General features: G+C 66.4%; 23 protein-coding genes and 1 pseudogene. 16 read left to right on the top strand and 8 right to left on the bottom strand.

Going from position 1 to position 26,527, the window contains the following annotated elements:
- Positions 1–356 precede the first annotated feature (356 nt).
- Positions 357–1,883 (top strand): annotated as a pseudogene (locus VF716_RS02900) (ATPase domain-containing protein).
- A gap of 82 nt (positions 1,884–1,965) precedes the next feature.
- Positions 1,966–3,552 carry an ATP-binding protein gene (locus VF716_RS02905; protein WP_014597312.1) on the top strand — a complete coding sequence of 529 codons (1,587 nt, stop codon included), beginning with the start codon at positions 1,966–1,968 and terminating at the stop codon, positions 3,550–3,552.
- Positions 3,553–3,588: 36 nt separating this feature from the next.
- Here the strand turns inward: VF716_RS02905 and VF716_RS02910 are convergent, their stop codons facing one another.
- The 5 genes from VF716_RS02910 to VF716_RS02930 form a co-directional block, all read right to left on the bottom strand.
- Positions 3,589–3,804 carry a KTSC domain-containing protein gene (locus tag VF716_RS02910; RefSeq protein ID WP_011913989.1) on the bottom strand — a complete coding sequence of 72 codons (216 nt, stop codon included), beginning with the start codon at positions 3,802–3,804 and terminating at the stop codon, positions 3,589–3,591.
- Positions 3,801–5,606 carry an ABC transporter ATP-binding protein gene (locus VF716_RS02915; protein WP_011913990.1) on the bottom strand — a complete coding sequence of 602 codons (1,806 nt, stop codon included), beginning with the start codon at positions 5,604–5,606 and terminating at the stop codon, positions 3,801–3,803. Before VF716_RS02915 ends, VF716_RS02910 begins: the two co-directional genes overlap by 4 nt.
- Positions 5,603–6,757, bottom strand: coding sequence for a beta-glucosidase (locus tag VF716_RS02920; protein WP_011913991.1), 1,155 nt, complete (start codon positions 6,755–6,757; stop codon positions 5,603–5,605). Before VF716_RS02920 ends, VF716_RS02915 begins: the two co-directional genes overlap by 4 nt.
- Before the next feature lie 98 nt (positions 6,758–6,855).
- Positions 6,856–8,076, bottom strand: a complete 1,221-nt coding sequence (glf, locus tag VF716_RS02925) for a UDP-galactopyranose mutase (protein ID WP_011913992.1) — start codon at positions 8,074–8,076, stop codon at positions 6,856–6,858.
- The gene (locus VF716_RS02930) at positions 8,064–9,248 is read right to left on the bottom strand and encodes a glycosyltransferase family 1 protein (RefSeq protein WP_011913993.1); all 1,185 of its coding nucleotides are present in this window, start codon (positions 9,246–9,248) and stop codon (positions 8,064–8,066) included. The genes glf and VF716_RS02930 overlap by 13 nt, the downstream gene beginning before the upstream one ends.
- A 425-nt stretch (positions 9,249–9,673) precedes the next feature.
- Between VF716_RS02930 and galE the strand changes: the two genes are divergently transcribed.
- Positions 9,674–10,738: a UDP-glucose 4-epimerase GalE gene (gene galE / locus VF716_RS02935; RefSeq protein WP_011913994.1), complete on the top strand. Its 1,065-nt coding sequence runs from the start codon at positions 9,674–9,676 to the stop codon at positions 10,736–10,738.
- Between the two features lie 76 nt (positions 10,739–10,814).
- Here galE and VF716_RS02940 read toward each other — a convergent pair whose 3' ends face one another.
- Together VF716_RS02940 and VF716_RS02945 are read right to left on the bottom strand one after the other, a co-directional pair.
- Positions 10,815–11,312 (bottom strand): DUF3060 domain-containing protein, encoded by a 498-nt coding sequence (locus tag VF716_RS02940; protein WP_011913995.1) that lies wholly within the window; start codon positions 11,310–11,312, stop codon positions 10,815–10,817.
- Positions 11,313–11,490: 178 nt separating this feature from the next.
- Entirely contained in the window at positions 11,491–12,381 is an 891-nt protein-coding gene (locus tag VF716_RS02945) for a LysR family transcriptional regulator (RefSeq protein ID WP_011913996.1), read from the bottom strand.
- 125 nt (positions 12,382–12,506) lie between these two features.
- On the opposite strand from VF716_RS02945, the gene trpB reads away from it, so the two are divergent.
- The 10 genes from trpB to VF716_RS02995 all read left to right on the top strand — a co-directional run bounded on the left by trpB (position 12,507) and on the right by VF716_RS02995 (position 21,080).
- Positions 12,507–13,718, top strand: coding sequence for a tryptophan synthase subunit beta (trpB, locus tag VF716_RS02950; protein ID WP_011913997.1), 1,212 nt, complete (start codon positions 12,507–12,509; stop codon positions 13,716–13,718).
- A complete protein-coding gene (trpA, locus tag VF716_RS02955; protein WP_049326065.1) occupies positions 13,715–14,524 on the top strand; it encodes a tryptophan synthase subunit alpha in 810 nt (269 codons plus the stop codon). Before trpB ends, trpA begins: the two co-directional genes overlap by 4 nt.
- Positions 14,525–14,907: 383 nt before the next feature.
- On the top strand, positions 14,908–15,888 hold the full coding sequence (locus VF716_RS02960; protein ID WP_440551681.1) for an isopenicillin N synthase family dioxygenase: 981 nt from the start codon (positions 14,908–14,910) through the stop codon (positions 15,886–15,888).
- A complete protein-coding gene (locus VF716_RS02965) occupies positions 15,881–16,630 on the top strand; it encodes an alpha/beta fold hydrolase (protein WP_125459859.1) in 750 nt (249 codons plus the stop codon). The genes VF716_RS02960 and VF716_RS02965 overlap by 8 nt, the downstream gene beginning before the upstream one ends.
- Before the next feature lie 50 nt (positions 16,631–16,680).
- Positions 16,681–17,658, top strand: coding sequence for an ABC transporter substrate-binding protein (locus VF716_RS02970; RefSeq protein ID WP_125865447.1), 978 nt, complete (start codon positions 16,681–16,683; stop codon positions 17,656–17,658).
- Between the two features lie 4 nt (positions 17,659–17,662).
- On the top strand, positions 17,663–18,466 hold the full coding sequence (locus VF716_RS02975; RefSeq protein ID WP_045158632.1) for an ABC transporter ATP-binding protein: 804 nt from the start codon (positions 17,663–17,665) through the stop codon (positions 18,464–18,466).
- Positions 18,453–19,247, top strand: a complete 795-nt coding sequence (locus tag VF716_RS02980; protein ID WP_020306931.1) for an ABC transporter permease — start codon at positions 18,453–18,455, stop codon at positions 19,245–19,247. The genes VF716_RS02975 and VF716_RS02980 overlap by 14 nt, the downstream gene beginning before the upstream one ends.
- Before the next feature lie 36 nt (positions 19,248–19,283).
- Positions 19,284–19,754 (top strand): nucleoside deaminase, encoded by a 471-nt coding sequence (locus tag VF716_RS02985; RefSeq protein ID WP_003280143.1) that lies wholly within the window; start codon positions 19,284–19,286, stop codon positions 19,752–19,754.
- Positions 19,755–19,876: 122 nt separating this feature from the next.
- Complete coding sequence (locus VF716_RS02990; RefSeq protein WP_019405899.1) at positions 19,877–20,614, top strand: SDR family oxidoreductase; 738 nt, start codon at positions 19,877–19,879, stop codon at positions 20,612–20,614.
- 10 nt (positions 20,615–20,624) lie between these two features.
- A complete protein-coding gene (locus tag VF716_RS02995; protein WP_011914005.1) occupies positions 20,625–21,080 on the top strand; it encodes a carboxymuconolactone decarboxylase family protein in 456 nt (151 codons plus the stop codon).
- 1 nt (position 21,081) lies between these two features.
- Here the strand turns inward: VF716_RS02995 and VF716_RS03000 are convergent, their stop codons facing one another.
- The gene (locus VF716_RS03000) at positions 21,082–22,002 is read right to left on the bottom strand and encodes an AraC family transcriptional regulator (RefSeq protein ID WP_013983532.1); all 921 of its coding nucleotides are present in this window, start codon (positions 22,000–22,002) and stop codon (positions 21,082–21,084) included.
- Positions 22,003–22,252: 250 nt separating this feature from the next.
- Between VF716_RS03000 and VF716_RS03005 the strand changes: the two genes are divergently transcribed.
- The 3 genes from VF716_RS03005 to VF716_RS03015 all read left to right on the top strand — a co-directional run bounded on the left by VF716_RS03005 (position 22,253) and on the right by VF716_RS03015 (position 25,920).
- On the top strand, positions 22,253–23,809 hold the full coding sequence (locus VF716_RS03005) for an ABC transporter ATP-binding protein (RefSeq protein ID WP_049326061.1): 1,557 nt from the start codon (positions 22,253–22,255) through the stop codon (positions 23,807–23,809).
- A gap of 12 nt (positions 23,810–23,821) precedes the next feature.
- Entirely contained in the window at positions 23,822–24,928 is a 1,107-nt protein-coding gene (locus VF716_RS03010) for an ABC transporter permease (protein ID WP_011914009.1), read from the top strand.
- 65 nt (positions 24,929–24,993) lie between these two features.
- The gene (locus tag VF716_RS03015; protein WP_011914010.1) at positions 24,994–25,920 is read left to right on the top strand and encodes an ABC transporter permease; all 927 of its coding nucleotides are present in this window, start codon (positions 24,994–24,996) and stop codon (positions 25,918–25,920) included.
- Positions 25,921–26,527 lie beyond the last annotated feature (607 nt).

Here is a 26,527-nt window from a genome sequence, read left to right on the forward strand (position 1 = left end):
AAGGTGCAATGGTTGCAGCCTGTTGCGCACCCGCAGCGAACCTCCCTGCGAAGGCTTCTCGGGGCGCCTGATGGTGCGCCGCCTGAGGACGCGATGACGCCTGCAACGAGCCTGGTCAAATTCCGATATGCGGAACGGCGCGGCAAAAGCCCAGTCGGAATAGATGACTACGCCCCTCGGTTTTCGCTTGCCGAACACGCCTGCCACACGGTCATGGCGAACCGGCACGGGGCTTCTTGCCCGACCGCTTGTGCGGCTTTGACGGGCGCGTTCCATTGCCTCGCGGCGCTCGAAGCGCGAGGTCAGGAACCAGGACACGCAGTCTCCATGAGGCTGCCTGCGTAAGGAGCATGGAAATGACCGATACCCACGATCTTGATCTCCCCATGGATGACGAAGCCCAGCGTATTTCGACGGGCAGCGAAGGCCTGGACAACATCCTCGGCGGCGGCCTGGACCCCAACCGCATGTATCTCTACGAGGGCAGTCCGGGCTCGGGCAAGACCACCATCGCGCTGCAGTTCCTGCTCGAGGGCGTGCGCAGGGGCGAGCGCGTGCTCTACGTGACGCTGTCGGAAACCAAGGCAGAGCTGGAGCTGGTGGCCAAGCGGCACGGCTGGAGCCTGGATGGCATTGATGTGTTCGAACTGGTCAGCCCGGAAACCAGCCTCGATCCGGAGCTGGAGCTGACCGTGCTGCACCCGGCGGAAATGGAGCTCAGCGAAACCACCCAGCAGGTGTTCGACCGCGTCAGCGAAACCAACCCGACACGGGTGATCTTCGACAGCCTTTCGGAAATGCGACTGCTGGCCTAAAGCCCGCTGCGCTATCGCCGGCAGGTGCTGGCACTCAAGCACTTCTTCACCACCCGCCGCTGCACGGTGATCCTGCTCGATGACCAGACCTCGGAAATGGGCGACCTGCAGCTGCACTCGATTTCCCATGGGGTCGTCCTGCTGGAGCAGCTGGCCATCGACTATGGCGCCGAACGCAGGCGTCTGCGGGTCATCAAGATGCGCGGCATCCAGTTCCGCGGTGGCTACCACGACTTCGTCATCCGCAAGGGCGGGCTGCAGATCTATCCGCGCCTGATCGCGGCCGAGCATCGCTCCTGCTTTGTCGGCGAGGTGGCCTCCTCCGGCAACGAGATGCTGGACCGGATGCTCGGTGGCGGGCTGGAACGCGGCACCAACGCGCTGCTGGTCGGCGCGGCCGGGGTCGGCAAGTCCTCGCTGGCGCTGACCTATGCGTACGCCGCCTGCCAACGCGGCGAGCAGGTGGCCTTCTTCGTTTTCGACGAGAACATCGGCACCCTGCTGACCCGCGGCCGCGCACTGGGAATGGATATCGAACCGTGGATCGAACGAGGCCTGCTGCACCTGCAACAGGTCGACCCGGCCGAACTGTCGCCCGGCGAGTTCACCGCCGCGGTGCGCCACAGCGTCGAAATGCAAGGCGCCGGGCTGGTGGTGCTCGATAGCCTCAACGGCTACCTGCACGCCATGCCGGACGGCAAGTTCCTGGTCCTGCAGATGCACGAGCTGCTGAGTTACCTGGGGCAGAAAGGGGTGGTCACCATCATGGTATTGGCCCAGCATGGGCTGGTTGGCGTAATGGATACCCCAATCGACATCAGCTACCTGAGCGATGCCGTCATCATGCAGCGCTATTTCGAGCATGCCGGCATCATCCGCCGGGCCCTGTCGGTGGTGAAGAAGCGCAGCGGGCGCCACGAGAACACCATCCGCGAATACCGCTTCAGTCCCACCGGCATCCAGGTCGGGCCGCCCCTGAGTCACTTCAACGGCATCCTTTCGGGCACACCGGAATACACCGGCGATGCGGCTCAGCTACTGAAAGACGAGCATGACGACACCTACTAAACGTGACAGCCCCACCGTAGTCGTCTTTGCCCCCATCGGTCGGGACGGCCCCGCCTCGGCCGAGCTGCTCAACCGCAGCGGCATGGAAGCCGTGGTCTGCCACAGCCTCGAGGAAGTGCTCCAGCGCGCGGAAACGGAAGCCGACGCCGTATTCATCGCCGAGGAAGGCCTGTTCGGCCATGACCTCGCGGCTCTGGCCGCCTGGGTTGACCGACAGCCGGCCTGGTCCGATTTTCCCTTCGTGGTGCTCACCAGCAAGCATCAGCAACCGGCCGTGGCCGCTTGGCGCCAGCGCATGGTCGCCGCGCTGCGCAACGTCTCGCTGCTGGAACGTCCGGTGCAGAGCATCACCCTCACCAGTGCCATGAAGGCGGCGCTGCGCGGGCGGCATCGCCAGTACGAGGTGCGCGCGCTGCTCGAAGCGCGCGAACGTGCCTCGCACGAGCTCGAAGCGCTGGTGGTCGAACGGACCAGCGAGCTGGAAAAGGCCAACCAGGAACTGCGCACGCAGATGGCCGAACGCACCCGTATCGAGGAGACCCTGCGCCAGGCGCAGAAAATCGAGGCCATCGGCCAGCTCACCGGCGGCATCGCCCATGACTTCAACAACCTGCTGATGGTGATTTCCGGCGGGCTCGACATGCTCGACCGCCGTGCCGATCCCGCACGCCGCGAACGCCTGATGGCCGGCATGCGCCAGGCGGCCCAGCGCGGCACATCCCTCACCCGCCAGCTGTTGGCCTTCTCCCGGCGCCAGTCGCTGGCGCCGGAATCCGTCGACCTGGTGCTGCGCATCGGGCGGATGCGCGAGCTGCTCGACCGCAGCCTGAGCGGCGACGTGCACGTGCAGGTGCAGTTCGCCCCGGACCTGTGGCCCGTGGAAGTCGATCCGGGCGAGCTGGAGCTGGTGATTCTCAACCTCGCGGTCAACGCCCGCGACGCCATGCCCGATGGCGGCTCGATCCTGATCGAGGCACGCAATGCGCCGGATGAACCGGTCATGGGCCTGCGCGGCGACTTCGTCCGCCTCGCGGTCATCGACGACGGCACCGGTATCCCGGAGGACGTCCGCGCACGGGTGTTCGATCCCTTCTTCACCACCAAGGAAATCGGCAAGGGCTCGGGGCTCGGCCTGGCCCAGGTCTACGGCTTCGCCCGGCAATCGGGCGGCACCGTCTGGATCGAAAGCGAATGCGGGCGCGGCACCAGCGTGATCATGCTGCTGCCGCGTTCGGCACGTGTACCCGAGCAGCCCGCCGAGGATGAACGCGCCGCCGACGATGCCGCCGACCCTTCCCTCGGCAGCGTGCTGCTGGTGGATGACGACGAGGAAGTGGCCGCGCTGGTGGGCGAGATGCTCGAGCACCTGGGGTACCGCGTCAGCCACGCCGACAGTGCCACCGCTGCGCTGAATGCGCTGGCCAACGGCTGCAAGGTGGACGTCGTGTTCTCCGACGTGATGATGCCAGGTGGCATGAATGGCGTTGAGCTGGCCAGGGAGATTCGAGTGCGCGCCCTGGGCGTTCCGGTGCTGCTCACCAGCGGCTATGCCGAGGCCGCTCAGCAATCGGCTGCGGCCGAGGGGGTGCACGTGCTGGCCAAGCCCTATCGGCTCGAAGACCTGGCCGCCTCGCTGCACGACGCGATCGAGGGCGCGAAGGACGTCTAGATTGCCCTTCCGACCCTGACTGAAGCCGGCGGTGGCTCAGTCGATTCGCCAATAGCGATAGTGCTGCGGCTTGAATACCTGATTGAAATGCCGGCCCAGCGAGTCGGCCTCCAGCAACGCCTGCACCACCTCGGGCGGAACCGCCTCGTAGCGATACAGCGCACCGCTGCTGAATTCCACCTCCAGTATCTGCTGCTCGGGGTCGTAGCCCAGCGAGCGCAGGCTGCTCGATTGCAAGGCGACGCGCTTCATGGCCCGCTTGCGGTATCACGGTTGAAGCCCTCGGCCTGCATGCGCCAGAGCCCATCGAACTCGCCGCCGCGGCGGCGCAGCTCCTGTGGCGGGCCGTCCTCGACGATGCGACCGTCGCGCAGCACGATGATGCGGTCGAAGCTCGACAGCGTTGACAGGCGATGTGCCACGGCCACCACCGTCCGGTTGTGCACCAGGTTGTCCAGTGCGGCCTGGATCTCGGCCTCGGACTGGGTATCGAGCGCCGAAGTGGCCTCGTCGAGGATGAGAATCGGCGCATCCTTGAGGAAGGCCCGAGCGATACCCAAGCGCTGGCGCTGACCGCCCGAGAGCATCACCCCACGCTCGCCGACCAGGGTGTCGTAACCCTGCGGCAACTCACGGATGAAGCTGTCGCAGAATGCCCGGCGGGCGGCCTGGACCACTTCTTCGTCCGAGGCGTCAGGGCGGCCGTAGCGGATGTTCTCGCGGATGCTGCGATTGAACAGCGCGGTTTCCTGCGGCACCACGGCGATCTTCTCGCGCAGGCTGTCCTGGCTGACGCTGCGGATGTCCTGGCCGTCGAGCAGGATGCGGCCGTGCTGGACATCGTCCAGCCGCTGGATGAGATGGATCAGGGTCGATTTGCCCGCCCCCGAGGAGCCCACCACGCCTACCTTCTGCCCGGCCGGGATATGCAGATCGAGCTGCTCGAACACCATGCCGCGCTCGGGATAACCGAAGCCGACCCCCTCGAAGGTGATGTCGCCTTCGGCGAGCATCAGCTGGGTATCGGTGTCCTCCAGACCGTGGGGCTGGACGATAATGCGCAGGGTGTCGTCGATGGCGCCGAGCTGCTGGGTGGCATCCACCAAAGCCAGCGCCAGGTCACGCGAGCCGTGCAGGATACGGAAGGTCAGCGCGCTGACCAGCACGACGTCACCGGCGGTCACCGAACCGCCGATCCACAGCTGGATCGCCCAGATCAGCATGCCGCCGGCCATCACCGACAGGCAGATGTCATGCATCACACGGGCCTTTTCCAGGTACATCCAGCTGCGTCGCTGGGCACGGGCCTCGTAGCCGATCTCGTGGGCCAGGCGTTCGGCCTCGCGATCCCGGGCGGAAAAGGCCTTGATCGTCCAGACATTCGACACCGCGTCCACCAGCTCGCCGCCGACCCGCGCCGATTGCGCCGCGAAACGCTGATGCTTGCTGCGTCCGCGGATACCGAAGCCGGTGATCAGCGCCGCGACGATGGCGACGAAGACGATCAGCGCCACCGCCATCTGCCAGCCGACGGTAAACAGCACCACCACGGCGCCAAGGAAGTCGACGATCGGCGGCACGATCTTCCACGCCAGCCCGCCATAGATCGAACCGGCCGCGGCCCCGAGGGCGGAGATGCGATTGCCCAGCGAGCCGGCGAAATGCTCGGTGAAATAGCGCATCGGGTGGCCCGTCAGGTGCTTGAACAGGTCGACGCGGATGTCCACCACGCTGGCCACCACGGTACGGCAACCAAGCCAGCCGCCCAGGCGCCAGAACACGTTCTCGGTGACGATCAGGCCGATGAACAGCCCCAACGGCCACCAGACGTTGGCCGAACCGCGATCCGAGGTGCCCTGCGCCATCGCATCGACCAGCAGCTTCATGCCGTACTGCACGGCCACCGCGCAGCTCGCCGCGCCGACGATCAGTGCCAGCAGGCCGCCGAAATGCCAGGGCCGCGCGCAGATGTAATGCCAGAGAAACGCCACCGGACGACTGGGCAACGGCAGCTCGTCGGCCTTTGCCTGGGGCACGGCGGCCGCCTGGTTCATGACATCACTGCGGCGAGTTGCGGGACCGGATTCGACTGGCTGAAGCGCGCCTGTTGCAGGCGCAGCTCATCGGCCAGCCCCTGGTGTACGCAGCGCCGGCCGCTTTCGTCGGCAAAACCGAGCAGGCCAACCGGGCAGTGTCGCTCGTCCGCCCAGCCCGGATAGTCCAGCACCGGATACAGGCAGATGCCCTCCACCGGCACACCGGCCTGCATCGCCAGGCCCGCCTGCTCGCTGACATAGCGCAGCCAGTCGCCGCGCAGGTCGCCCTCGGCGCCGGTCTCGGCAATCAGCAGGGGGCGCTGGTAGCGCTGATGGATCTCGCGCAGGATGCCCTTGAACGGCCGGTAGTCGGGATTGTCTCGTGCGATGGTGCTGCCGTCCTCGTGGTACCACTGGTTATCGGAGTAGTAGTTCACGCCGATGATGTCGAGGTACTCCGGCGCACCGCCGAGCCCCGGCCATTGTTCGCCGCAGAGCATGTCCCAGGCCTCGAACTGCGCCTGGCGAAAGCGCTCGGCGTCGCGCTGCGGGCCTGGCCGGTCATTGCCAGCAACCACATGAATGGCCGGATCGACCTGAACGAAACGCGCCCGCGGATCGACCGCGCGAATCGCCTGCATCGCGGCGATAGTGGCCCGCACAAGCTGGTGCTTGAGTTCGAAGCCGCGGCCGCGCGCCATGGGGTTGAAGTAGGCCTCGTCGCCGCCGGCCCAGGCCCAGAAGGAAATCTCGTTGAGCGGTGCATAGAACGGCACATCGTGGGTCTCGTCCTTGACCAGTTGCGCCACCGCCGCGGCATAACGGGCGAAGCGCTCGACGAACTGCGGCCGCCAGATGTCGATGTCATCCGGCCAGCCGTAATGACACAGGTCCCAGATCACCTGGGTACCCTGACGCTGGGCGGCCTGCAACATGGGCAGGAAGCTCGACCAGTCGTACTGCCCCGGCTGGCGCTCGATCAGATGCCAGCGCAGGCCGTCGCGCACGGCATGCAGGCCATGGCGGTGCAGTTCGGCGTAGTCGTGCGCGGCCCAGCGGTCATGGCCGGTCGCGGCGAGCAGGTCGAGCCGGCGGCCGTCGCTGCGGCGATGGTTCGAGCACTCGAAACCACCGAGAAAGAAACTCTTGAATACAGAGGGGTGGTGCATCGTTTACCTCATGGATGACGCCAGCGACCGCAGCGTTAACCGCGCGGCCCGTGCCCGAGCGCACGCGCCTCGGGCTCTTGCATAACGACCGTTGCGCTTCAACCAGGTTGCCCGGCGACCGCCTGCGGCTGGCTGGCGTGCTCGGCTTCCTCGATGCGCTTGTACAGCGCCAGCGCCTGCCCCACCACCTGATCCATGTTGTAGTACTTGTAGGTGCCGAGGCGGCCGACAAAGGTCACGTTCGGCGTTTCGTCCGCCAGCTGCTGATAGCGCTTGTACAGCTCGGCGTTCTCCGGCCGCGGGATCGGGTAGTAGGGATCGCCCTTGGCCGAGGGGTACTCGTAGGTGATGCTGGTCTTCGGGTGGACCTGACCGGTGAGGTGCTTGTACTCGCTGATGCGTGTGTAGGGCACATCCTCGCTGGGGTAGTTGACCGTCCCCACGGCCTGGAACTGTTCCTGGTCGAGTTGCTTGTGCTCGAACTTCAGCGAGCGGTACGGCAGCTTGCCGAAGCGGTAGTCGAAGTATTCGTCGATCGGGCCGCAGAAGATCAGGTGGTCGTACTGCACCTCGTCGCGGATCTCGCGGTAGTCGGTGTTGAGCATGACCTTGATGTTGGGGTGCGCCAGCATCTTCTCGAACATCTTCGTGTAGCCATGCTTGGGCATCTGCTGGAAGGTGTCGGTGAAGTAGCGGTCGTCGGTGTTGGTGCGCGTGGGGATGCGCGAGGTCACCGACTTGTCCAGCTGCGACGGGTCCAGCCCCCACTGCTTGCGGGTGTAGCCGCGGAAGAACTTCTGGTACAGCTCACGGCCGATGCCGTTGATCACCACGTCCTCGCTGGTCTGGATGTTCTCCACCGGCTCGGCGCGGCTGGCGAGAAAGTCGGCCGCTTCCTGCTCGGTGGTCATGTTCAGGCCATAGAGCCTGTTCAGCGTGGTCATGTTGATCGGGATCGGCACTTCCTGGCCATCCACCTGCGCCAGCACGCGATGTTCGTAGGGGCGCCACTCGGTGAACTGCGAGAGGTAATCGACGATGCGCTGGGCGTTGGTGTGGAAGATGTGCGGGCCGTAGCGGTGGATCAGCACGCCGGACTCGTCGTGGTAGTCGTAGGCATTGCCGGCGATATGCGGGCGCCGGTCGACCACCAGCACGCGCTTGTTCAGCCCCGTGGCAAGGCGCTCGGCAAGCACGCTGCCGGCAAAGCCGGCGCCGACGATGAGGTAGTCGAAGCCGCGTCTGCGCGCCTGTGGCTGGTCGCCCGCGCCTGCGCCGAGACGTTCCGGGTTGCTGTCCTGCGGGCTCATATCGCGCATTGCATCTTCTCCTTCATCAGGCTCCAGGTGTGATCCCAGGACATGTCGCCCAGGATCTCGTCGGCCTTGGCCAAGAGACCGTCGCGGTCTTCGGCATCGGCAAGGGCGGCTTCGGTGGCAGCGACGAACGCCTCGGCGCTGTCGGCGATGCGCACGATCCCAGTGTCACCGTAGGTGCGCACCACATCGGTGATCGGCGTGGACACCACCGGGCAGCCGCCGGCGAGGTATTCGGGGGTTTTGGTCGGGCTGATGAAACGGGTCGACTCGTTCAGTGCGAACGGCATGATCGCCACGTCCCAGCCGGACAGGTATTGCGGCAGCTCGTCGTAGGTCTTGCCGCCCAGGTAGTGGATGTTGTCGCGCTGCGGCAGCTCGGCCGGGTCGATCTTCACCACCGGGCCGACCAGCACGATCTGCCAGTCCGGCCGCATGCGCGCGACCTGCTCGATCAGGGCGATGTCCAGACGCTCGTCGATCACGCCGTAGAAGCCCAGGCGCGGATGCGGGATCTCTGCCTGATCGTCCGGATCGTGCTGCGGGCGACGCGCGGCGGCGAAGTGCTCGACATCGACGCTGCTGGGGAACGGGTGAGCGTTGTCGTGGCGCTGGCGCTTGGCTTCATAGAGGCTGTAGCCGCCGGTGAACACCAGGTTGGCCCGGCACATCAGTTCCACCTCGCGCTCCACCAGTTCCGGCGGCGCGCCGCGGAACGCCGAGAGCTCGTCCATGCAGTCGTAGACGATCAGGCCGGGCGCCAGGTGATCGGAGAACGCCAGGCTCATCGGCGTGTAGTACCAGAGCAGCAGGTCGCTGACGCCGAGTTTTTCCAGGTAGCCATCGAGCAACTGGCGCTGCACGCGGGTCGCATCCTCCCCCTCGCAGCCGGCCGGCAGGCGCGGGATCAGCACCTGCACGCCATTCTCCTCGGGACGCACTTCAAGCCAGGGCTCGGCATCCTCGGTGGGAATCGGTTCCTCATGGAAGAGCACGTTGTAGTCGCGGGCAAAACGCGACATCAGGTGTTGCGGGCGCTGGTAGACGAAGCTCCAGCGCAGATGCGACAGACACAGCAGGGTCGGAACCTGATCGTCGAAGACCACTTCGGCCGGTACCTGCTGCGCGTTGCGGGATTTGCCGATGTCGTATTGGAACGGGCCGGCCCAGCTCATCTAGCACCTCGTTTTCGGTGGCGGCGGCCAGGCCTCCCATGCCCGTTCAACCGTCACTTGAAAAGCCAGCGCTGCCCTGCGTAAGGCGTATCGATTCGAGGCGACAGCGAGGCTCGCAAAACCCTGCAACCCGCGCCGCCTGCCGGGTAGTGGACGGCAATCAGCGGTACGGGTTCCCGCCAATCATCAGATTGCACAGGCCGTCGACCGGCTGGCGGGTGAATTGAACTCGCTCGGACGTTGCCCCGTCCCTATCAGCAGGACGCCTGATTTAAACCGGCATCGGAACCCCTCGCGCGCAGCTCGCCGTCGCCGTCCCGTTCCGTTTCGCCGAACCCAAATTACGGAGACTCATGCAGCGCCAGCCATGGCCAGCCGCAGTGTCCCGAGCGTGTCGAAAGACTGCGAACTTCGGAGGTAGACAGATGATTCTGGTGACAGGAGGGGCCGGTTACATCGGCTCACACGCGGTGCTCGAACTGCTGCAGGCCGGGCATGAGGTGCTGGTACTGGACAACCTGTGCAACAGCTCGCAGCTGGCTCTGGACCGCGTGGAGCAACTGGCCGGCCGGCCACTGCACTTCGTCAAGGGCGACGTGCGCAATCGCTCGCTGCTCAAGGCGCTCTTCGCTGCCTACCCGATCACTGCGGTGATGCACTTCGCCGGCCTGAAGGCGGTTGGCGAGAGCGTGCGCGAGCCGCTGCGCTACTACGAAACCAATGTCGGCGGCAGCATCGCGCTGTGCCAGGCCATGGCCGAAGCCGGAGTGTTCAAGCTGGTGTTCAGCTCCTCGGCCACCGTCTATGGCGAGTCGCCGGTGATGCCCATCACCGAGGATCGTCCCACTGGCGTGCCGACCAACCCCTACGGCCAGTCCAAACTGATGGCCGAGAACGTGCTCAAGGGCCTGGCCGACTCCGACCCGCGCTGGTCCATCGCGCTGCTGCGCTACTTCAACCCTATCGGCGCTCATGAGTCGGGGCTGATCGGCGAAGACCCCAACGGCGTGCCGAACAACCTGCTGCCGTACATGCTGCAGGTGGCGGTGGGTCGGCGAAAGCAGCTCAGCGTCTACGGCGACGACTACCCGACGCCAGATGGCACCGGCATCCGCGATTACATCCATGTGGTGGACCTGGTCAAAGGCCATTTGAAGGCGCTGGAGCGTCTTAATCTCGTGCACGGCGCGCAGGTGTGGAACCTCGGCGCCGGCAAGGGCCATTCGGTGCGCGAAATGATCACAGCTTTCGAGGAAGTCACCGGGCGCCCGTTGCCCCACGTGATCAAGCCACGCCGTGCCGGCGACATCGCCCAGTGCTGGTCCGACCCGAGCAAGGCCGAGCGCGAGCTTGGCTGGCGCGCCGAAAAGGACCTGATCACCATGCTCGCCGACGCCTGGCGCTGGCAGAGCCGCAACCCTCGCGGTTATGCCGCCGACAAGGTCGCCGCGGCGGACGCGGAAACCACGCAGACCGCTCTGGCCAGCTGAACGGCCCCCGCGCGGCCCGCCTCGGGCTGCGCAAGCCGCCCGCGAGCGACCATGGTTCCCAGCGTATCGCCAATCGCTATTGGCGGACGATCCGGTGGCCAACGCCGGACGAGGAGATCGCCGGCTCGTCGCCGCTCCAGTTCAGCTGGTTATCGACGCCATTGAGGGTGATCTGAACGGGCCCGTCGAACCGCAGGTCCAGCTCGTGCTCGGCACCATCGATCTCGACGATCGCCGTCTGTCCATCACCGACCACCGCGCCACGCACACGATTCTTGGCGGTGTCGACCATGAGCCGGGCTACGGACGTCGCCGATACGCTGATGTCCATGCCGGATATCTCCAGCGCGGTCGCGGTACCAAGGCTGACCTTGTGATCCGTGCCATATACCTGCACCACGCCGCAATCGCCGGTCAGGCTGATGGTGTTGGCGTTGCCGGAGATGTTCACGTCCCGTCCGCCACAGGGGATGTCCCTGGACAGTTCGATTCCATCGAACTCGAGTGGCTGGGCCTGAGCGGTGACGGCCAGCAGCAGACCAGCCACCAGTGCAGCACATGCGCAACGATTCATTCGCAAAGTTCCTTTTGAGCCGAAACAGAAGGCATCGGAACCGCTCCGCTGCCGTGCGGCTAGGACTCGATGGCCGATGCCGAGTTCAACGCCGGCATGGCCAGCGCGTCGACGCCGAAAGCTGCACGTCGACAGCAACGCCACCGTGGTGGCATTAGCCGTGTCGGTTATGCGTAGCTCATTGCCGCTCCAGCTCGTTGCGCAACCACTCCGCCAGACGCTCGGCGCGCCTGTCGACTCGCCGCGCGGGCACCCAGAGCGCCAGTCTGGCGCGGGTCTCGACGAAGCCCCAGGGCGCCAGCAGACGACCCTGGCGCAAGTCGTCGGCCACCAGCTGCTGTGGCGCGATGGCCACGCCGAGGCCGGCCAGCGCCGCTTCCAGCAGGAAATACAGGTGCTCGAAGCTCTGTCCCAGACGCAGCCGCGCCGGATCCAGCCCCTGCTGACGCGCCCAGTTCGGCCAGGCCTGCGGCCGCGAGGCGGTGTGCAGCAGCGTCTCGTCGAGCACAGCCGACGGCGGCGCGCCGCGAAGGTCGGCACAGCGTGGATGGTAGGGGCTGAGCACCGGGCCGATGCGCTCGGCGGCCAGCTCGAACACCTGCATGTCCGCCGGCCAGGGCGGTTCGGCGTACCACAGCGTGGCGTCCAGCCCCGGCTTGCGCGGGTCCAGCTCGCCTTCGCTGGCCGACAGTTGCAGGCGCAGTTCCGGCAGGTCGCGATTGAGCCGATCCAGCCGCGGGATGAACCAGCGCGCCAGCAGACTGCCCGGGCAACCGAGCACGAACGGCGCCTCGGCGGTCTGGCGCTGCAGCTCGGCGCAGGTGCTGCGCAGACGCTCGAAGGCTTCGCTGGCGGCATCACGCAGCCGCGCACCGGCATCGGTGAGTTTTACGCCGCGCCCTTCCTTGACGAACAGGCCAACGCCAAGCTGCTCTTCGAGCTGCTTGACCTGCCGACTGATCGCGCCGTGGGTCACGTGCAGCTCGCGCGCCGCTTCGCTCAGACTGCCCAGCCGGGCGGCAGCCTCGAAGGCTCGCAATGCGTTGAGAGGAGGTAGATCGCGCGCCATATCCGTGAGTTTTCCTGACAGGTTGCGTCGATCTTATCGCTTTTATCCGGGCGGCCATAGCCGTACCCTGACGCCATCGCATCTGCCGGCCCGCGCTCGGCAGCCCGCCTACACAGGAGTCCGACATGACCTCATACCGCAACGGCCCTGACGCCAAGGGCCTGTTCGGCCACTTCGGTGGTCAGTACGTCGCCGAAACGCTGATGCCGCTCATCCACGAGCTGGCCGCCGAGTACGAAAAAGCCAAGGCCGACCCCGAGTTCGCCAAGGAGCTCGCCTACTTCCAGCGCGACTACGTGGGCCGCCCCTCGCCGCTGTACTTCGCCGAGCGCCTGACCGAACACTGCGGCGGCGCGAAGATCTACCTCAAGCGCGAAGAGCTCAACCACACCGGCGCGCACAAGATCAACAACTGCATCGGCCAGATCCTGCTGGCCAAGCGCATGGGCAAGCAGCGCATCATCGCCGAGACCGGCGCCGGCATGCACGGCGTGGCCACTGCCACCGTGGCCGCGCGCTTCGGCATGCAGTGCGTGATCTACATGGGCACCACCGACATCGACCGCCAGCAGGCCAACGTCTTCCGCATGAAGCTCCTGGGCGCCGAAGTGATTCCGGTCACCGCCGGCACCGGCACCCTGAAGGACGCGATGAACGAAGCCCTGCGCGACTGGGTGACCAACGTCCACAACACCTTCTACCTGATCGGCACCGTCGCCGGACCGCACCCCTACCCCGCCATGGTCCGCGACTTCCAGGCCGTGATCGGCAAGGAAACCCGCGAGCAGATGATGGAAAAGGAAGGTCGCCTGCCCGACTCGCTGGTGGCCTGTATCGGTGGCGGCTCCAATGCCATGGGCCTGTTCCATCCGTTCCTGGATGACGCCAGTGTGAAGATCATCGGCGTCGAGGCGGCCGGGCACGGTATCGAGACCGGCCAGCACGCGGCGAGCCTGAACGGCGGCGTACCCGGCGTACTGCACGGCAACCGCACCTTCCTCCTGCAGAACGAGGATGGCCAGATCATCGACGCCCACTCGATCTCCGCCGGCCTGGACTACCCCGGCATCGGCCCGGAACACGCCTGGCTGCACGACATCGGCCGCGTCGAGTACACCTCGATCACCGACAAGGAAGCGCTCAAGGCTTTCCATACCTGCTGCCGCCTGGAAGGCATCATCCCGGCGCTGGAGTCCTCCCACGCGCTGGCTGAAGTATTCAAGCGCGCGCCTGGTCTGCCGAAGGATCACCTGATGGTGGTCAACCTCTCCGGCCGCGGCGACAAGGACATGCAGACCGTCATGCACCACTACGACGAACAGGAAGAACATATATGAGCCGCCTGCTGACGCGCTTCGACGAGCTGAAACAACAGAACCGCGCCGCACTGGTGACCTTCATCACCGCCGGCGATCCGGACTACGCCACCTCGCTGCAGATCCTCAAGGGCCTGCCGGCCGCGGGTGCCGACGTCATCGAACTGGGCATGCCCTTCACCGACCCGATGGCCGACGGCCCGGCGATTCAGCTGGCCAACATCCGCGCCCTGGCCGCCAAGCAGGACCTGACCAAGACGCTGCAGATGGTTCGTGAATTCCGCCAGGACAACCAGACCACCCCGATCGTGCTGATGGGCTACTTCAACCCCATCCACAAGATGGGCGTGGAGCGCTTCATCGCCGAGGCGGTGGAAGCCGGCGTCGACGGCCTGATCGTGGTCGACCTGCCGCCGGAGCACAACGAAGACCTCTGCGACCCGGCCCAGGCCGCAGGCATCGACTTCATCCGCCTGACCACCCCGACCACCGATGACAAGCGCCTTCCGGTGGTACTCAACGGCAGCTCCGGCTTCGTCTATTACGTCTCGGTGGCCGGCGTGACCGGTGCCGGTTCGGCGACGCTCGAGCATGTCGAGGAAGCCGTGGCGCGCCTCAAGCGCCATACCGAGCTGCCGGTGTGCGTCGGCTTCGGCATCCGCACGCCGGAACAGGCCGCCGCCATCGCCCGGCTGACCGAAGGGGTGGTAGTGGGCTCGGCGCTGATCGATCAGATCGCCAATGCCAAGAGCAACGCACAGGCCGTCGAAGGCGTGCTGGAACTGTGCCGCCAGATCAGTACCGGCGTGCGCAGCGCCCGCGCCTGACCGCACCGTCGCCCTGCAAAGCACCGCCGCCCGGCCGATCCGGGCGGCGGTTTTTTTTGCCTGTGTTCTTGGGCAAGGTCGACTCGGCTGCCGTGCACAGCGCTTTACCCTTCTAAAAAAATCAGCCCCCCTGCGCTGCCTTCGATGCACCTGAACGGTGCGCAAGGACGTGGGATTTCCGCGCTCTGCGTCCCTTTGCCAGACATGGCGCAGGCCGGCTTACGCACCACAGCGAAGCAGCGGTTGCCTCGAGAAAAGGCACCCACCGCTGTTGCCGAAACGGCATCGGCATGCTCGATATTCTCTGCTTTTGAGTACAAGCGACGCGCCGGATACTGCGCTCGCCGGTCGCCATTCCGCGGTCGGCAGAGCAGGATCGAGCCATGAACGAATCCCTTTGCGCCCGCCATCTCGAAGCCGCCGCGCTGCCGCTGATCGACATCGCCGGGCTGTTTTCTCCCGATCTCGACGAGCGCGCCGCCGTGGCCAAACGCATCGGTGCGGCCTGTCGCGAGGTCGGCTTCTTCTGCGTCGCCAACCATGGTGTCGACCCCGCACTGCAACAGGCGGTGTTCGAGCAGGCGCGGGCCTTCTTTGCCCTGCCGGAACCCGGCAAGCGCGCCCTGGACAAGGTGTTCTCGAAGGCCAATCGCGGCTATGAGCCGTTGCGCGGGCAGGTGCTGGAAGCCGGTGCGCCGGCCGATCTCAAGGAAGGCTTCTACATCGGCGAGGAGCTGGCCGAGGACGACCCGCGGGTACTGGCCGGGCGTTTCAACCATGGTGCCAACCAGTGGCCGAGCGAGCTCGCGGAGTTTCGCCCGACCATGGAGCGCTATCGCGACGCGATGAATGCGCTGGCGAATCGGCTGATGGGGGCCATCGCGCTGTCGCTGCAACTGCCGGAGGATCATTTCGCCGGCTTCTGCCGCGACTCCATGAGCACCCTGCGCCTGCTGCATTACCCGCCGCAGCCGGCCAATGCCGCGCCCGGCGAAAAGGGCTGTGGCGCGCATACCGATTTCGGCGGGCTGACGCTGCTTCTGCAGGACGAGAACCCCGGCCTGCAGGTCTGGGATCGCCACAGCAAGAGCTGGATTCACGCAGTGCCCGTGCCCGGCACCTATGTGGTCAATCTGGGCGACATGATCGCCCGCTGGACCAACGACCAGTACCGTTCGACGCTGCACCGGGTGGTCAACATGTCCGGACGCGAGCGCTACAGCGTGCCGTTCTTCTTCAGCGGCAACCCGGACCATGTGGTCGAGTGCCTGCCGACCTGCCTCGCGCCCGGCGAGGCGCCGCGCTACCCCGCGGTGACGGTGGAAGAACACCACCGCGAGATGTACCGGAGGACCTATGGCTGACGTCGTCCTCATCCACGGGGCCTGGGCCGGTAGCTGGGTCTGGGATTCGCTGCAGGATGGCCTGCGCAGCGCCGGCCACCGACCGCACGCGCTCGACCTGCCAGGCAACGGCAGCGACGCCACGCCGCTCGCCGAGGTCTCGCTGCAGCGCTACGTCGAACACGTCGGCGCGCTGATCGAGACGCTGCCCGGCCCGATCCATCTGGTCGCGCATTCCGGCGGCGGCATCACCGCCACCGCCGTGGCCGAACGTTATGCCGAGCGCATCGCCGGGGTCACCTATGTCGCCGGCATGATGCTGCCCAGCGGTATGGGCTTTGGCGAACTCTGTGCCGAGCTCGCCCGCGACTTTCCCGAGGTCAGCGGCATCGGTCCCTATCTCGAAGCCGCCCCCGGCGGCAGCCGCGTACCGGGCGATGCCGCCTGCGCCCTGTTCTTTCACGATGCACCGGCACAGGCCGCGATCACTGCCGCGCGCCGTCTGACGGTGCAGCCCGACGGCGGCCGCGATATCGCCGCACAGTGGACGGCCGCGCGTTTCGGTCGTCTGCCGCGGCTGTATATCGAAGCCACGAAGGACCGCTCCGTGCTGCCACGGGTGCAGCAGCGCATGCAGCAGCTGGTGCCGGGTGCCGAGCGCGTGCGCCTCGATTGTGGCCATGCGCCGCAACTGGCCATGCCCGACGCGCTGCTCGCCGCCCTGCTGGATTTCTTCGCGCGCCAACCACATCCCGTGCGCTGACCCGTTTATTGCATCGCGCTCAACACGCCGAACCTTCAAGGAGCTTCACCATGTTCAACAGAACCCTGCTCGCCAGCGCCCTGTTCGCGCTGTTTAGCCAATCCGCCCTGGCCGCCGACAAGGTGCGCTGGCTCAACGACTGGCTGCCGGCCGGCGACAAGGCGGCGATCTACCTCGGTGTCGAACAGGGCCTGTTCGCCGCCGAAGGCATCGAAGTGGAAATCGCCAGCGCCCGCGGTGGCAGCGACGTGGTGACCAAGCTGGCCACCAACAGCGCCGACTTCGGCTCGGCCGGCCTGGCCTCGCTGCTGCAGGCCAAGGCCCAGGGCGAGGTGCCGGTGGTCGCCGTCGCGCCGATCTACAACAAGCAGCCGGACGCCTTCTTCACCACCGAAGGTTCGGGGATCGATAGCTTCAAGGACATCGTCGGCAAGACGGTCGCCACCCCGACCTTCTCCGCCTCCAACGTGGTCTGGCCGCTGCTGCTGGAGCGCAACGGCATCGACCCGGCCAGCGTCAAGCTGCTCAAGCTCGACCCCGGCGCGCTGGCACCGATGCTCGCCACCGGCAAGGTGGACGCCACCATCAACTGGCTGACCGTCGCGCCCGGCTTCGTCCGTGCCCTCGGCGAGGCGGACAAGACGCTGAAGACCATTCCCTGGTCGGAATACGGCTTCGAAGGCTACGGCCTGTCGCTGGTGGCGTCGCAGCGCTTCGTGCAGAGCCATCCCGAGGTCGCAAAGAAGTTCGTCAAGGCCTACCGGCAGGCGCAGAAGAACGCCATCGCCGACCCGGCTGCAGCGGCGGCCGCGCTGAAAAAGAGGGTTGCCGAAGTCGACCAGCAGCAGGCCGAAGAGCAGTTCGTCGCCTCGGTGCCACTGATGCAGAACGAGATCAGCGATGCCGAGGGCCCGGGCTTCGACGCCAAGCGTCTGGCCACCACTTGGGAATGGGTCGCCAAGGCGCAGGGCATGCAGATTGATGCCCTCGACCCGGCCAGCGCCATCGACACCAGCCTGAGCGAGTGAAGCCATGAATGCTGCCGTCCTGCCCACCACGCCGCGCCCCAACATCAGCTTCGATCGGGTCAGCCAGGTCTTCACCTCCTCCGATGGCAGCGAGGTGGTGGCGCTGGACAACGCCAGTTTCGACATCGGCCGCCACGAGTTCATCGCCGTGCTCGGCCCCTCGGGCTGCGGCAAGTCCACACTGCTGCGCATCCTCGCCGGGCTGGTGCGACCGACCCACGGCCAGGTCAGCATCTACGGCAGCCCGGTGGACGGCCCGCGCGACGAGATCGGCATCGTCTTCCAGAAGCCGACGCTGCTGCCGTGGCTGAACATCCGCGACAACCTGACCTTTCCCATGCGCCACAAGTACGGCCGCGTCACCGCCCAGGAGATCACCCGCGGCGAGGAGCTGCTGGAACTGGTGGGGCTGAAGGAATTCGGCAACAAGCGCCCGGACGAACTCTCCGGCGGCATGCAGCAGCGCGCGGCGATTGCCCGGGCGTTGCTGCACGACCCGGAAATCCTGCTGATGGACGAGCCGTTCTCGGCACTCGACGCCCTGACCCGCGACGAGTTGAGCCTGGAGCTGCTGAATATCTGGACCCAGCGTCCGAAGACGGTGCTGTTCATCACCCACTCGATTCCCGAAGCGCTGCTGCTGGCCGACCGCATCCTGGTGATGTCGGCACGCCCCGGCCGCGTTCAGGAAATCATCGACGTCGACCTGCCGCGTCCGCGGTCCATGCAGACCCTCACGGAGCCCCGTTTCAATGAGCTCGCCAACCATATCCGCCGCAAGGTCTTCTCGCGCCATGCCGACCATTAAGCCCAGGACACATCGCCTGAAGACGCAGGCCGATCGCCTCGCGCCCTGGCTCGCCTTCGTCGTCCTGCTGCTGGTCTGGGAGGCGGCCTGCCGCCTGCTCAGGCTGCCAAGCTTCGTGCTGCCCTCGCCCAGCGCCATTCTCGCGGCGACGCAGAAGGTCGGCCTCGGTGCCTGGGCCGAGCACATCTTCGCCACCCTGCGGGTGACGCTGATGGGCTACGGCCTGTCGATCCTGATCGGCATCCCGCTGGCCATCGCCCTGGCGTCCTCGCGACTGATGTCGCGCACGCTCTATCCGCTGTTGGTGATCGTGCAGTCCACACCCATCGTCGCGGTAGCGCCGATCATCGTGGTGGTGATGGGCGCCGGCGACCTGCCGCGGGTATTCATCACCTTCCTGATCGCCTTCTTCCCCATCGTGGTGTCCTGCGTCACCGGCCTCCTGGCGACGCCGGAAGAGCTGGTGGAACTGTCGCGCTCGCTGGGCGCGTCGAAGGCCCGCGAGTACCGCAACATCCGCCTGCCCTATGCGATTCCACACCTGTTCTCGGCGCTGCGCATCTCCATCACCCTGGCGGTGATTGGCGCGGTGGTCGCCGAGTTCGTCGCGGCGGAAAAAGGCCTGGGCTACTTCATCAACTTCTCCACCTCGATGTTCCAGGTGCCGCAAGCCTTCGCCGCGTTGATGATGCTGGTGGTGATCAGCCTGCTGCTGTTCCACCTGATCGGGCTGCTGCAGAAGGTCTGCTTTCCCTGGAGCCTGCCCAAGGCGGGGCACTGAAGCCCACCACCTCTTCATCTCAGTCTGGATATCGCCATGCCTCTCGACGATCTCGCCCTTCTGCGCAAAAGCTTCGACGTCGCCCGCCGCGCGCTGGAAAACGGCACCCATCCGTTCGGCGCCATCCTGGTCGGGCCGGACGGTGAGGTGCTGCTGGAACAGGGCAACGCCTACATGCCCGACCACGACATGACCGGCCATGCCGAGCGGGTGCTGATGACCCGAGCCTCGACCCGCTATACGCCGGAATTCCTCTCGCGCTGCACCATGTACACGTCCGCCGAACCCTGCGCCATGTGCGCGGGTGCCGCCTACTGGGTCGGTCTTGGGCGCGTGGTCTACGGCCTTTCCGAGCGCAGCCTGAAGGACCTCACCGGCAACCATCCGGAAAACCCGACGCTGGATTTGCCGTGCCGCATCGTCTTCGACGCCGGCCAGCGCAAGGTCGAGGTGCTCGGCCCGCTGCTGGAGGACGAGGCGGCCGCCCTGCACGAAGGCATCTGGTAGGCAGCGCCAGAATCAGGCAAGCGCCCGGCAGGATCGCCATAACGCCGGCACCGTCCTCCATCGCAGTATTCGAACCACGGCGTCACCGACGTCGCCCGAATCCACCTGCGGAGGACAACCCCATGTCGAACATCACCGGCAAAATCGTACTCATCACCGGCGCCAGCAGCGGCATCGGTGAAGCCACGGCCCGCCTGCTGGCGGCCCAGGGCGCAACCGTCGTGCTGGGCGCGCGGCGTCTCGAACGGCTGGAAAAGCTGGTCGCCGAGATCGGCGAACGCGGTGGCGTTGCCGCCTGCCGCGCGCTGGACGTAACCAGCCGCGAGGACACCCAGGCTTTCGTCGACTTCGCCGAACAGCGCTTCGGCCGCGTCGACGTGATCATCAACAACGCCGGGGTGATGCCGCTTTCGCCGCTGGATGCGCTGAAGGTCGACGAGTGGAACCGCATGATCGACGTGAACATCCGTGGCGTGCTGCACGGCATCGCCGCCGGCCTGCCGCTGATGCAGCGCCAGCGCGCCGGCCAGTTCGTCAACATCGCCTCCATCGGCGCCTACGCGGTGAGCCCGACCGCGGCGGTGTACTGCGCCACCAAGTACGCGGTGCGCGCCATCTCCGAGGGCCTGCGTCAGGAGGTCGGCGGCGATATTCGCGTGACCCTGGTTTCGCCCGGCGTCACCGAATCGGAACTGGCCGAGAGCATTTCCGATGACACCGCCCGCTCGGCCATGGACGACTTCCGCCGCATCGCCATTCCGGCCGACGCCATCGCTCGCGCCATCGCCTATGCCATCGACCAGCCGGCCGATGTCGACGTCAGCGAGCTGGTGGTGCGCCCCACCGCCAGCCCCTACTGAGGACGCCGCCATGAGCCTTCATACCAGCAACACCCTGGCCGCGGCATACCTGGCCGTGTTCGGCTCGCTTACCCTCGCCTCGCTGGACGCCGCCGGCAACGAGCGCCACGAGCGTGGCATGGCGGTCATCGAGCACCTGTCCGGCGGTGCCGGGCAACCGGTGCTCGAGGCGCTGCGCGAGGACTATCCGTTTCTCGCCGAGGGCATCACCGGCTATGCGCTGGGCGATGTCTGGGGACGCAGCGAGCTGGATGACCGCACCCGCCAGCTGGCCGCGGTCGCTGCCTTCGCCGCCCAGGGCAATCTGCCCTACATGAAGATCCACGCCGGCTACGCGCTGCGCCTGGGCGTCAGCCGTGAGGAGCTGAAGGAGGTGGTCTACCTGACCACCGTGACGGCCGGCTTTCCCCGCGCCATCGATGCCGCCCAGGCATTGCGCGAGGTGCCGGACCCGGCGTCGCGCTGAATTAAGCGGTGCTGCGCAGCCGGGCCAGATCCTTCACCGGCGAGGCGCCGAACAGCCGGCTGTACTCGCGGCTGAACTGCGAGGGGCTTTCGTAGCCGACCCGGTAGCCGGCGCTGGACACATCGAGCCCCTCGGCGATCAGCAGCCGCCGCGCCTCCTGCAGGCGCAGCTGCTTCTGGTACTGCAGCGGGCTCATCGAGGTGAGCGCCTTGAAACGGTGATGCAACGTCGAGCTGCTGAGGTTGACCCGCTGCGCCAGTTCCTCGATGCGCAGCGGCTCGACGTAATTGCGGTTCAGCCATTCGATCGCGCGGGTGACGCGATGGCCCTGGCTGTCGCGCACCGCGATCTCGTGCAGGTGGCGCCCCTGGCGACCGCAGAGCAGGCGGTAGAAGATCTCGCGCATGGCCAGCGGTGCCAGCACCGGGATGTCCTGCGGGCTGGCCAAGAGCCGCACCAGGCGCAGCGTGGCGTCTAGCAACGGCGCATCGATGCGGTCCAGATAGACCCCGCGCGCAGCCCCTTCCACGGGCTGGCTCAACGGCGCGCTTTCAGCCACCAGGGTGGCGACCATCGCCGGGTCGATATCCAGGCGGATACAGAGGTATGGCTCGCCGGACGAGGCCTCCAGCACGCGACCGGCCACCGGCACGGTGACCGAGACCACCAGGTAATGCAGCGCATCGTAGGTGTAGAGCTCATCGCCCAGGCGCACCTCCTTGCTGCCCTGCACGATGATGCACAGCGCCGGCTTGTGCAGCCCGTGTACCAGTTCGCTCGGTGCGCTGCAGCGGATCAGGAAGAGATCGTCGATGGCGGTGGGATGCATGCCGTCGTCGCGCACGAGGCCATCGATCAGCCGCGCCAGGGCGGCACGCTGGGCAATCGTTTCCTCGGCGGAATGAAGGTCCAGTTGGTTCATTTGCAGGAGACCCTGGGGAGGCAGAGAGGCGTTCAGCTTAGCAGGCCAATCACGGCGCGGTCGTTACGCCCATGGCGGTGCAGCGACTCGTCCACCTCGCGGAGTGAGGCACCAAAGCGATGCAACGGCTACCATCGTCCTGTGAACGCCGGGCAACACAACGCCCGCAGTCACGCCGCACCTCATTTCCTGACTGCCTGGCCAGCTTTTTGCTACAGCCCTGGCCATGAAGAACCCAGCGGATGCCTCCATGCCCGAATCCCAGACCGCGCGCCTCCAGCTCTGCGGCATCACCAAACAGTACCCAGGCTGCCTGGCCAACGACCGTATCGACCTGTCGATCCAGCCGGGCGAAATCCACGCCCTGCTCGGCGAGAACGGCGCCGGCAAGAGCACCCTGATGAAGATCATCTACGGCGTCACCCAGCCGGACGCCGGCGCGATCCACTGGCAGGGCGAACGGGTGACCATGCGCGACCCGGCCCAGGCCCGCGAACGCGGCATCGGCATGGTGTTCCAGCACTTCTCGCTGTTCGAGACGCTCTCGGTGGCGGAGAACATTGCCCTGGCGCTGGGCGCCAAGGCCGGTACGCCGAAGCAGCTGGAGCCGAAGATCCGCGAGGTCTCGCAGCGCTACGGCATGCCGCTGGAGCCGCAACGGCTGGTGCACAGCCTGTCCATCGGCGAGCGCCAGCGGGTAGAGATCGTCCGTTGCCTGATGCAGGACATCCGCCTGCTGATTCTCGACGAACCGACCTCGGTGCTCACGCCGCAGGAGGCCGACGAACTCTTCGTCACCCTGCGCCGGCTGGCGGCCGAGGGCTGCAGCATCCTGTTCATCAGCCACAAGCTCAATGAAGTGCGCGCGCTGTGCCAGAGCGCCACGGTGCTGCGCGCCGGTCGCGTGTCCGGTGAATGCATCCCCGCCGAATGCTCGGACCTGGAACTGGCGCGGCTGATGGTCGGCGATGCCGAGGGGCTGGAAGCCGAATACCCGAAGAGCGAGGGCCGCGCGCCATTCCTGCGCGTGGAGCGGCTGTCCTGGCACAACGCCGATCCGTTCGGCGTGTCCCTCGAAGAGGTGGACCTGGAGGTACGCGCCGGCGAGATCGTCGGCATCGCCGGGGTCGCCGGCAACGGCCAGGATGAACTGCTCGCCCTGCTCAGTGGCGAACAGCGCCTGCCGGCCGCACAGGCCATGCGCATTCGTTTTCTCGGTGACGATGTCGCCCACCTGCGCCCCGACGCCCGCCGTCGCCACGGCATGGCCTTTGTGCCGGCCGAACGCCTCGGTCACGGCGCGGTGCCGAGCATGAGCCTGGCCGACAACGGCCTGCTCACTGCCTTCCAGCAGACCGGCATGGTCGAGCGCGGCCTGATCCGCCGCGGCAAGGTACGCGCCTTCGCCGAGCAGGTCATTCAGCGTTTCGCCGTGAAGACACCGGACGCACAGACCCCGGCTGCAAGTCTGTCCGGCGGCAACCTGCAGAAATTCATCCTCGGGCGCGAGATCCTGCAGCAGCCGAAGCTGCTGATCGCCGCGCACCCGACCTGGGGCGTGGATGTCGGCGCGGCGGCGGCGATTCATCGCGCGCTGATCGAACTGCGCGATGCCGGCGCGGCGATTCTGGTGATCTCCGAAGACCTGGAGGAGCTGTTCCAGATCAGCGACCGCATCGCCGCCCTGAGCGACGGCCGGCTGTCGCCACAGCGCGCCACCGCCAGCACCTGTCCGGTCGAAGTCGGCCGCTGGATGGCCGGCCAGTTCGACACCAGCGACGCCCCCGTTTCCACCTCTGCCGCCTGACGAGAACCCATCATGCTGTTATCTCTGCAACCCCGTGGCGAGGCTTCACGGGCCATGCTCTGGTGCTCCCCGCTGCTGGCCGCGCTGCTGACGCTGCTGAGCGGCGCGCTGCTGTTCGCCCTGCTCGGCCATCCACCGCTGGAAACCCTCAAGGTGCTGCTGGTCGACCCGCTCGGCGATCTCTACGGCGTCTCCGAACTGTTGGTCAAGGCGTTGCCGATCCTGCTCTGCGCGCTGGGTCTGGCGGTGGTCTACAACGCACGCATCTGGAACATCGGCGCCGAAGGCCAGCTGCTCATCGGTGCCCTGGCCGGTAGCGCGCTGGCCGTCAACATCATCGACTGGGACTCGCGCTGGGCGCTGGTGCTGACGCTGCTGCTCGGCACGCTCGGCGGCGCCGCCTGGGCCGGGCTCTGCGCCTGGCTGAAGACGGCGTTCAACGCCAACGAAATCCTCACCAGCATCATGCTCAACTACATCGCGCTGAACCTGCTGCTGTTCGCCGTGCACGGCCCGCTGAAAGACCCGGAAGGCTTCAACTTCCCCGAGTCCGCGATGTTCGGCGACGCCACCCGGCTGCCCGAGCTGATCGAAGGCCTGCGGGTGCATGGCGGTTTCTACTTCGCCCTGCTGGCGCTGGTGGTGGTCTGGGTGCTGCTGCAGAAGAGCTTTCTCGGCTTCCAGATCAAGGTGCTCGGCCTGGACAGGCGCGCCGCCGGCTTTGTCGGCTTCCGCGACAAGAAGCTGGTGTGGATCGCCCTGCTGATCAGCGGCGGCCTGGCCGGTCTGGCCGGTGTCGCCGAAGTCACCGGGCCGATCGGCCAGCTGGTGCCGCAGGTCTCGCCGGGCTACGGCTATGCGGCGATCACCGTGGCCTTCCTCGGCCGTCTCAACCCCATCGGCATCGTCTTCGCCAGCCTGCTGATGGCGCTGCTCTACCTCGGCGGCGAGAACGCACAGATGGCGGCCAACCTGCCGCAGTCCATCACCCAGCTGTTCCAGGGCATGGTGCTGTTCTTCCTGCTCGCCTGCGACGTGCTGATCCTCTACCGCCCGCGCCTGAAACTGTGGGCACGCAAGCCCCAGCTCGTCAGCGCCAAAGAGGAGCCGGCCACATGATCGTCCGCGCTGCGCTACTTCCCTTTTCACCCGCTGCCTGCCGCTTGAAGTTCGAGGCCTGACCGATGGACATGGATCTGCTGACCAATATCTTCTACGCCATGATCCGCACCGGTACGCCGCTGCTGCTGGTCGCCCTCGGCGAGCTGGTGTGCGAGAAAACCGGCGTACTCAACCTCGGCCAGGAAGGCATGATGCTGTTCGGCGCGGTGATCGGCTTCATCGTCGCCTTCGCCAGCGGCAACCTCTGGCTCGGCGTGCTGTTCGCCTGCCTGGCCGGCGTGCTGCTCTCGCTGCTGTTCGCCATGGTGGCGCTGGGCTTCAACGCCAATCAGGTCGCCACCGGCCTGGCGCTGACCATCTTCGGCGTCGGCCTGTCGTCCTTCGTCGGCGCCAGCTGGGTCGGCAAGCCACTGGCCGGCTTCGAGCCGATCGCCATTCCGCTGCTCAGCGAGATCCCCGTGATCGGCCGCATGCTGTTCGCTCAGGATCTGCTGGTGTACCTGTCCTTCGCACTGTTCGCCCTGGTGGCCTGGGTGCTGCTGAAAAGCCGCATCGGCCTGATCATCCAGGCCGTCGGCGAAAACCCCAACGCCGCCAGCGCCATGGGCCTGCCGGTGCTGCGCGTGCGCACCCTGGCGGTGATGTTCGGCGGCGCCATGGCCGGGCTTGCCGGCGGCTACATGTCGCTGGCGTACACGCCGATGTGGGCGGAAAACATGACCGCCGGACGCGGCTGGATCGCCCTGGCCCTGGTGGTGTTCGCCAGCTGGCGGGTGAGCCGCGTCCTGCTCGGCGCCTACCTGTTCGGCCTGGCCAGCATCCTCCACCTGGTGGCCCAGGGTCTCGGCCTGGCGATCCCCGGCAACCTGCTGGCGATGCTGCCGTATGTGGCGACCATTCTGGTGCTGGTGCTGCTGTCGCGGGATGCGATCCGTACGCGGCTGTACGCGCCGGTATCGCTGGGGCAGCCTTGGCAGCCGGGTCATTGATTTGTCGGGCCGGTTGGAACGAACGGGGATCGTTGCTGGCGCTATTGGGCTGGCACTTGCATCAGGCGATTACTGAGTAAGCCGACACGGCTGGTTTCGGCCCTCCGGCCGAGTCACTTTCTCTTGTCTGGCCAAGAGAAAGTAACCAAAGAGAAGGCCACCCCGACATCCGGGTTTTGCTTCGCAAAACTTCCCTCCCTCCGGCGTTGCTCCGGGGGCCGTCGCGAAGGGACGTCCCTGTCCCTTCACTCCTCGCTCGGCGTCCTGCCTCGCGTCCCCCTACGCAACGCCTACGCTCGGCCTCCTGACGGGGGAACGAGTCCGAGTTGCCTGACAGATCGAGGAGAACCTGGTTTGTGTCTGTAATTGACTAAAGAACCCTCAGGCAACTCCAAACGCCCCTTCAGGAGGGTGAGCGGAGCCGTCGCGGAGAGGGGCGAGCCGCAGGGATGCGGCGAGAGCCGTAAAGGGCCATGGATGGCCCTTGTACGGCGACCCTCGGAGCGGCGGCGGAGAGAACGAACCCCGGCAAAGCCGGGGCCGGATGCAGGGGCAAAGCGTTTTTGGTTACTTTTTCAGCGCCTGGAAAAAGTGACTCGCCCAGCAG

Source organism: Stutzerimonas sp. Brlt_14 (assembly GCF_051948915.1).
Classification (GTDB): Bacteria; Pseudomonadota; Gammaproteobacteria; order Pseudomonadales; family Pseudomonadaceae; genus Stutzerimonas; species Stutzerimonas stutzeri.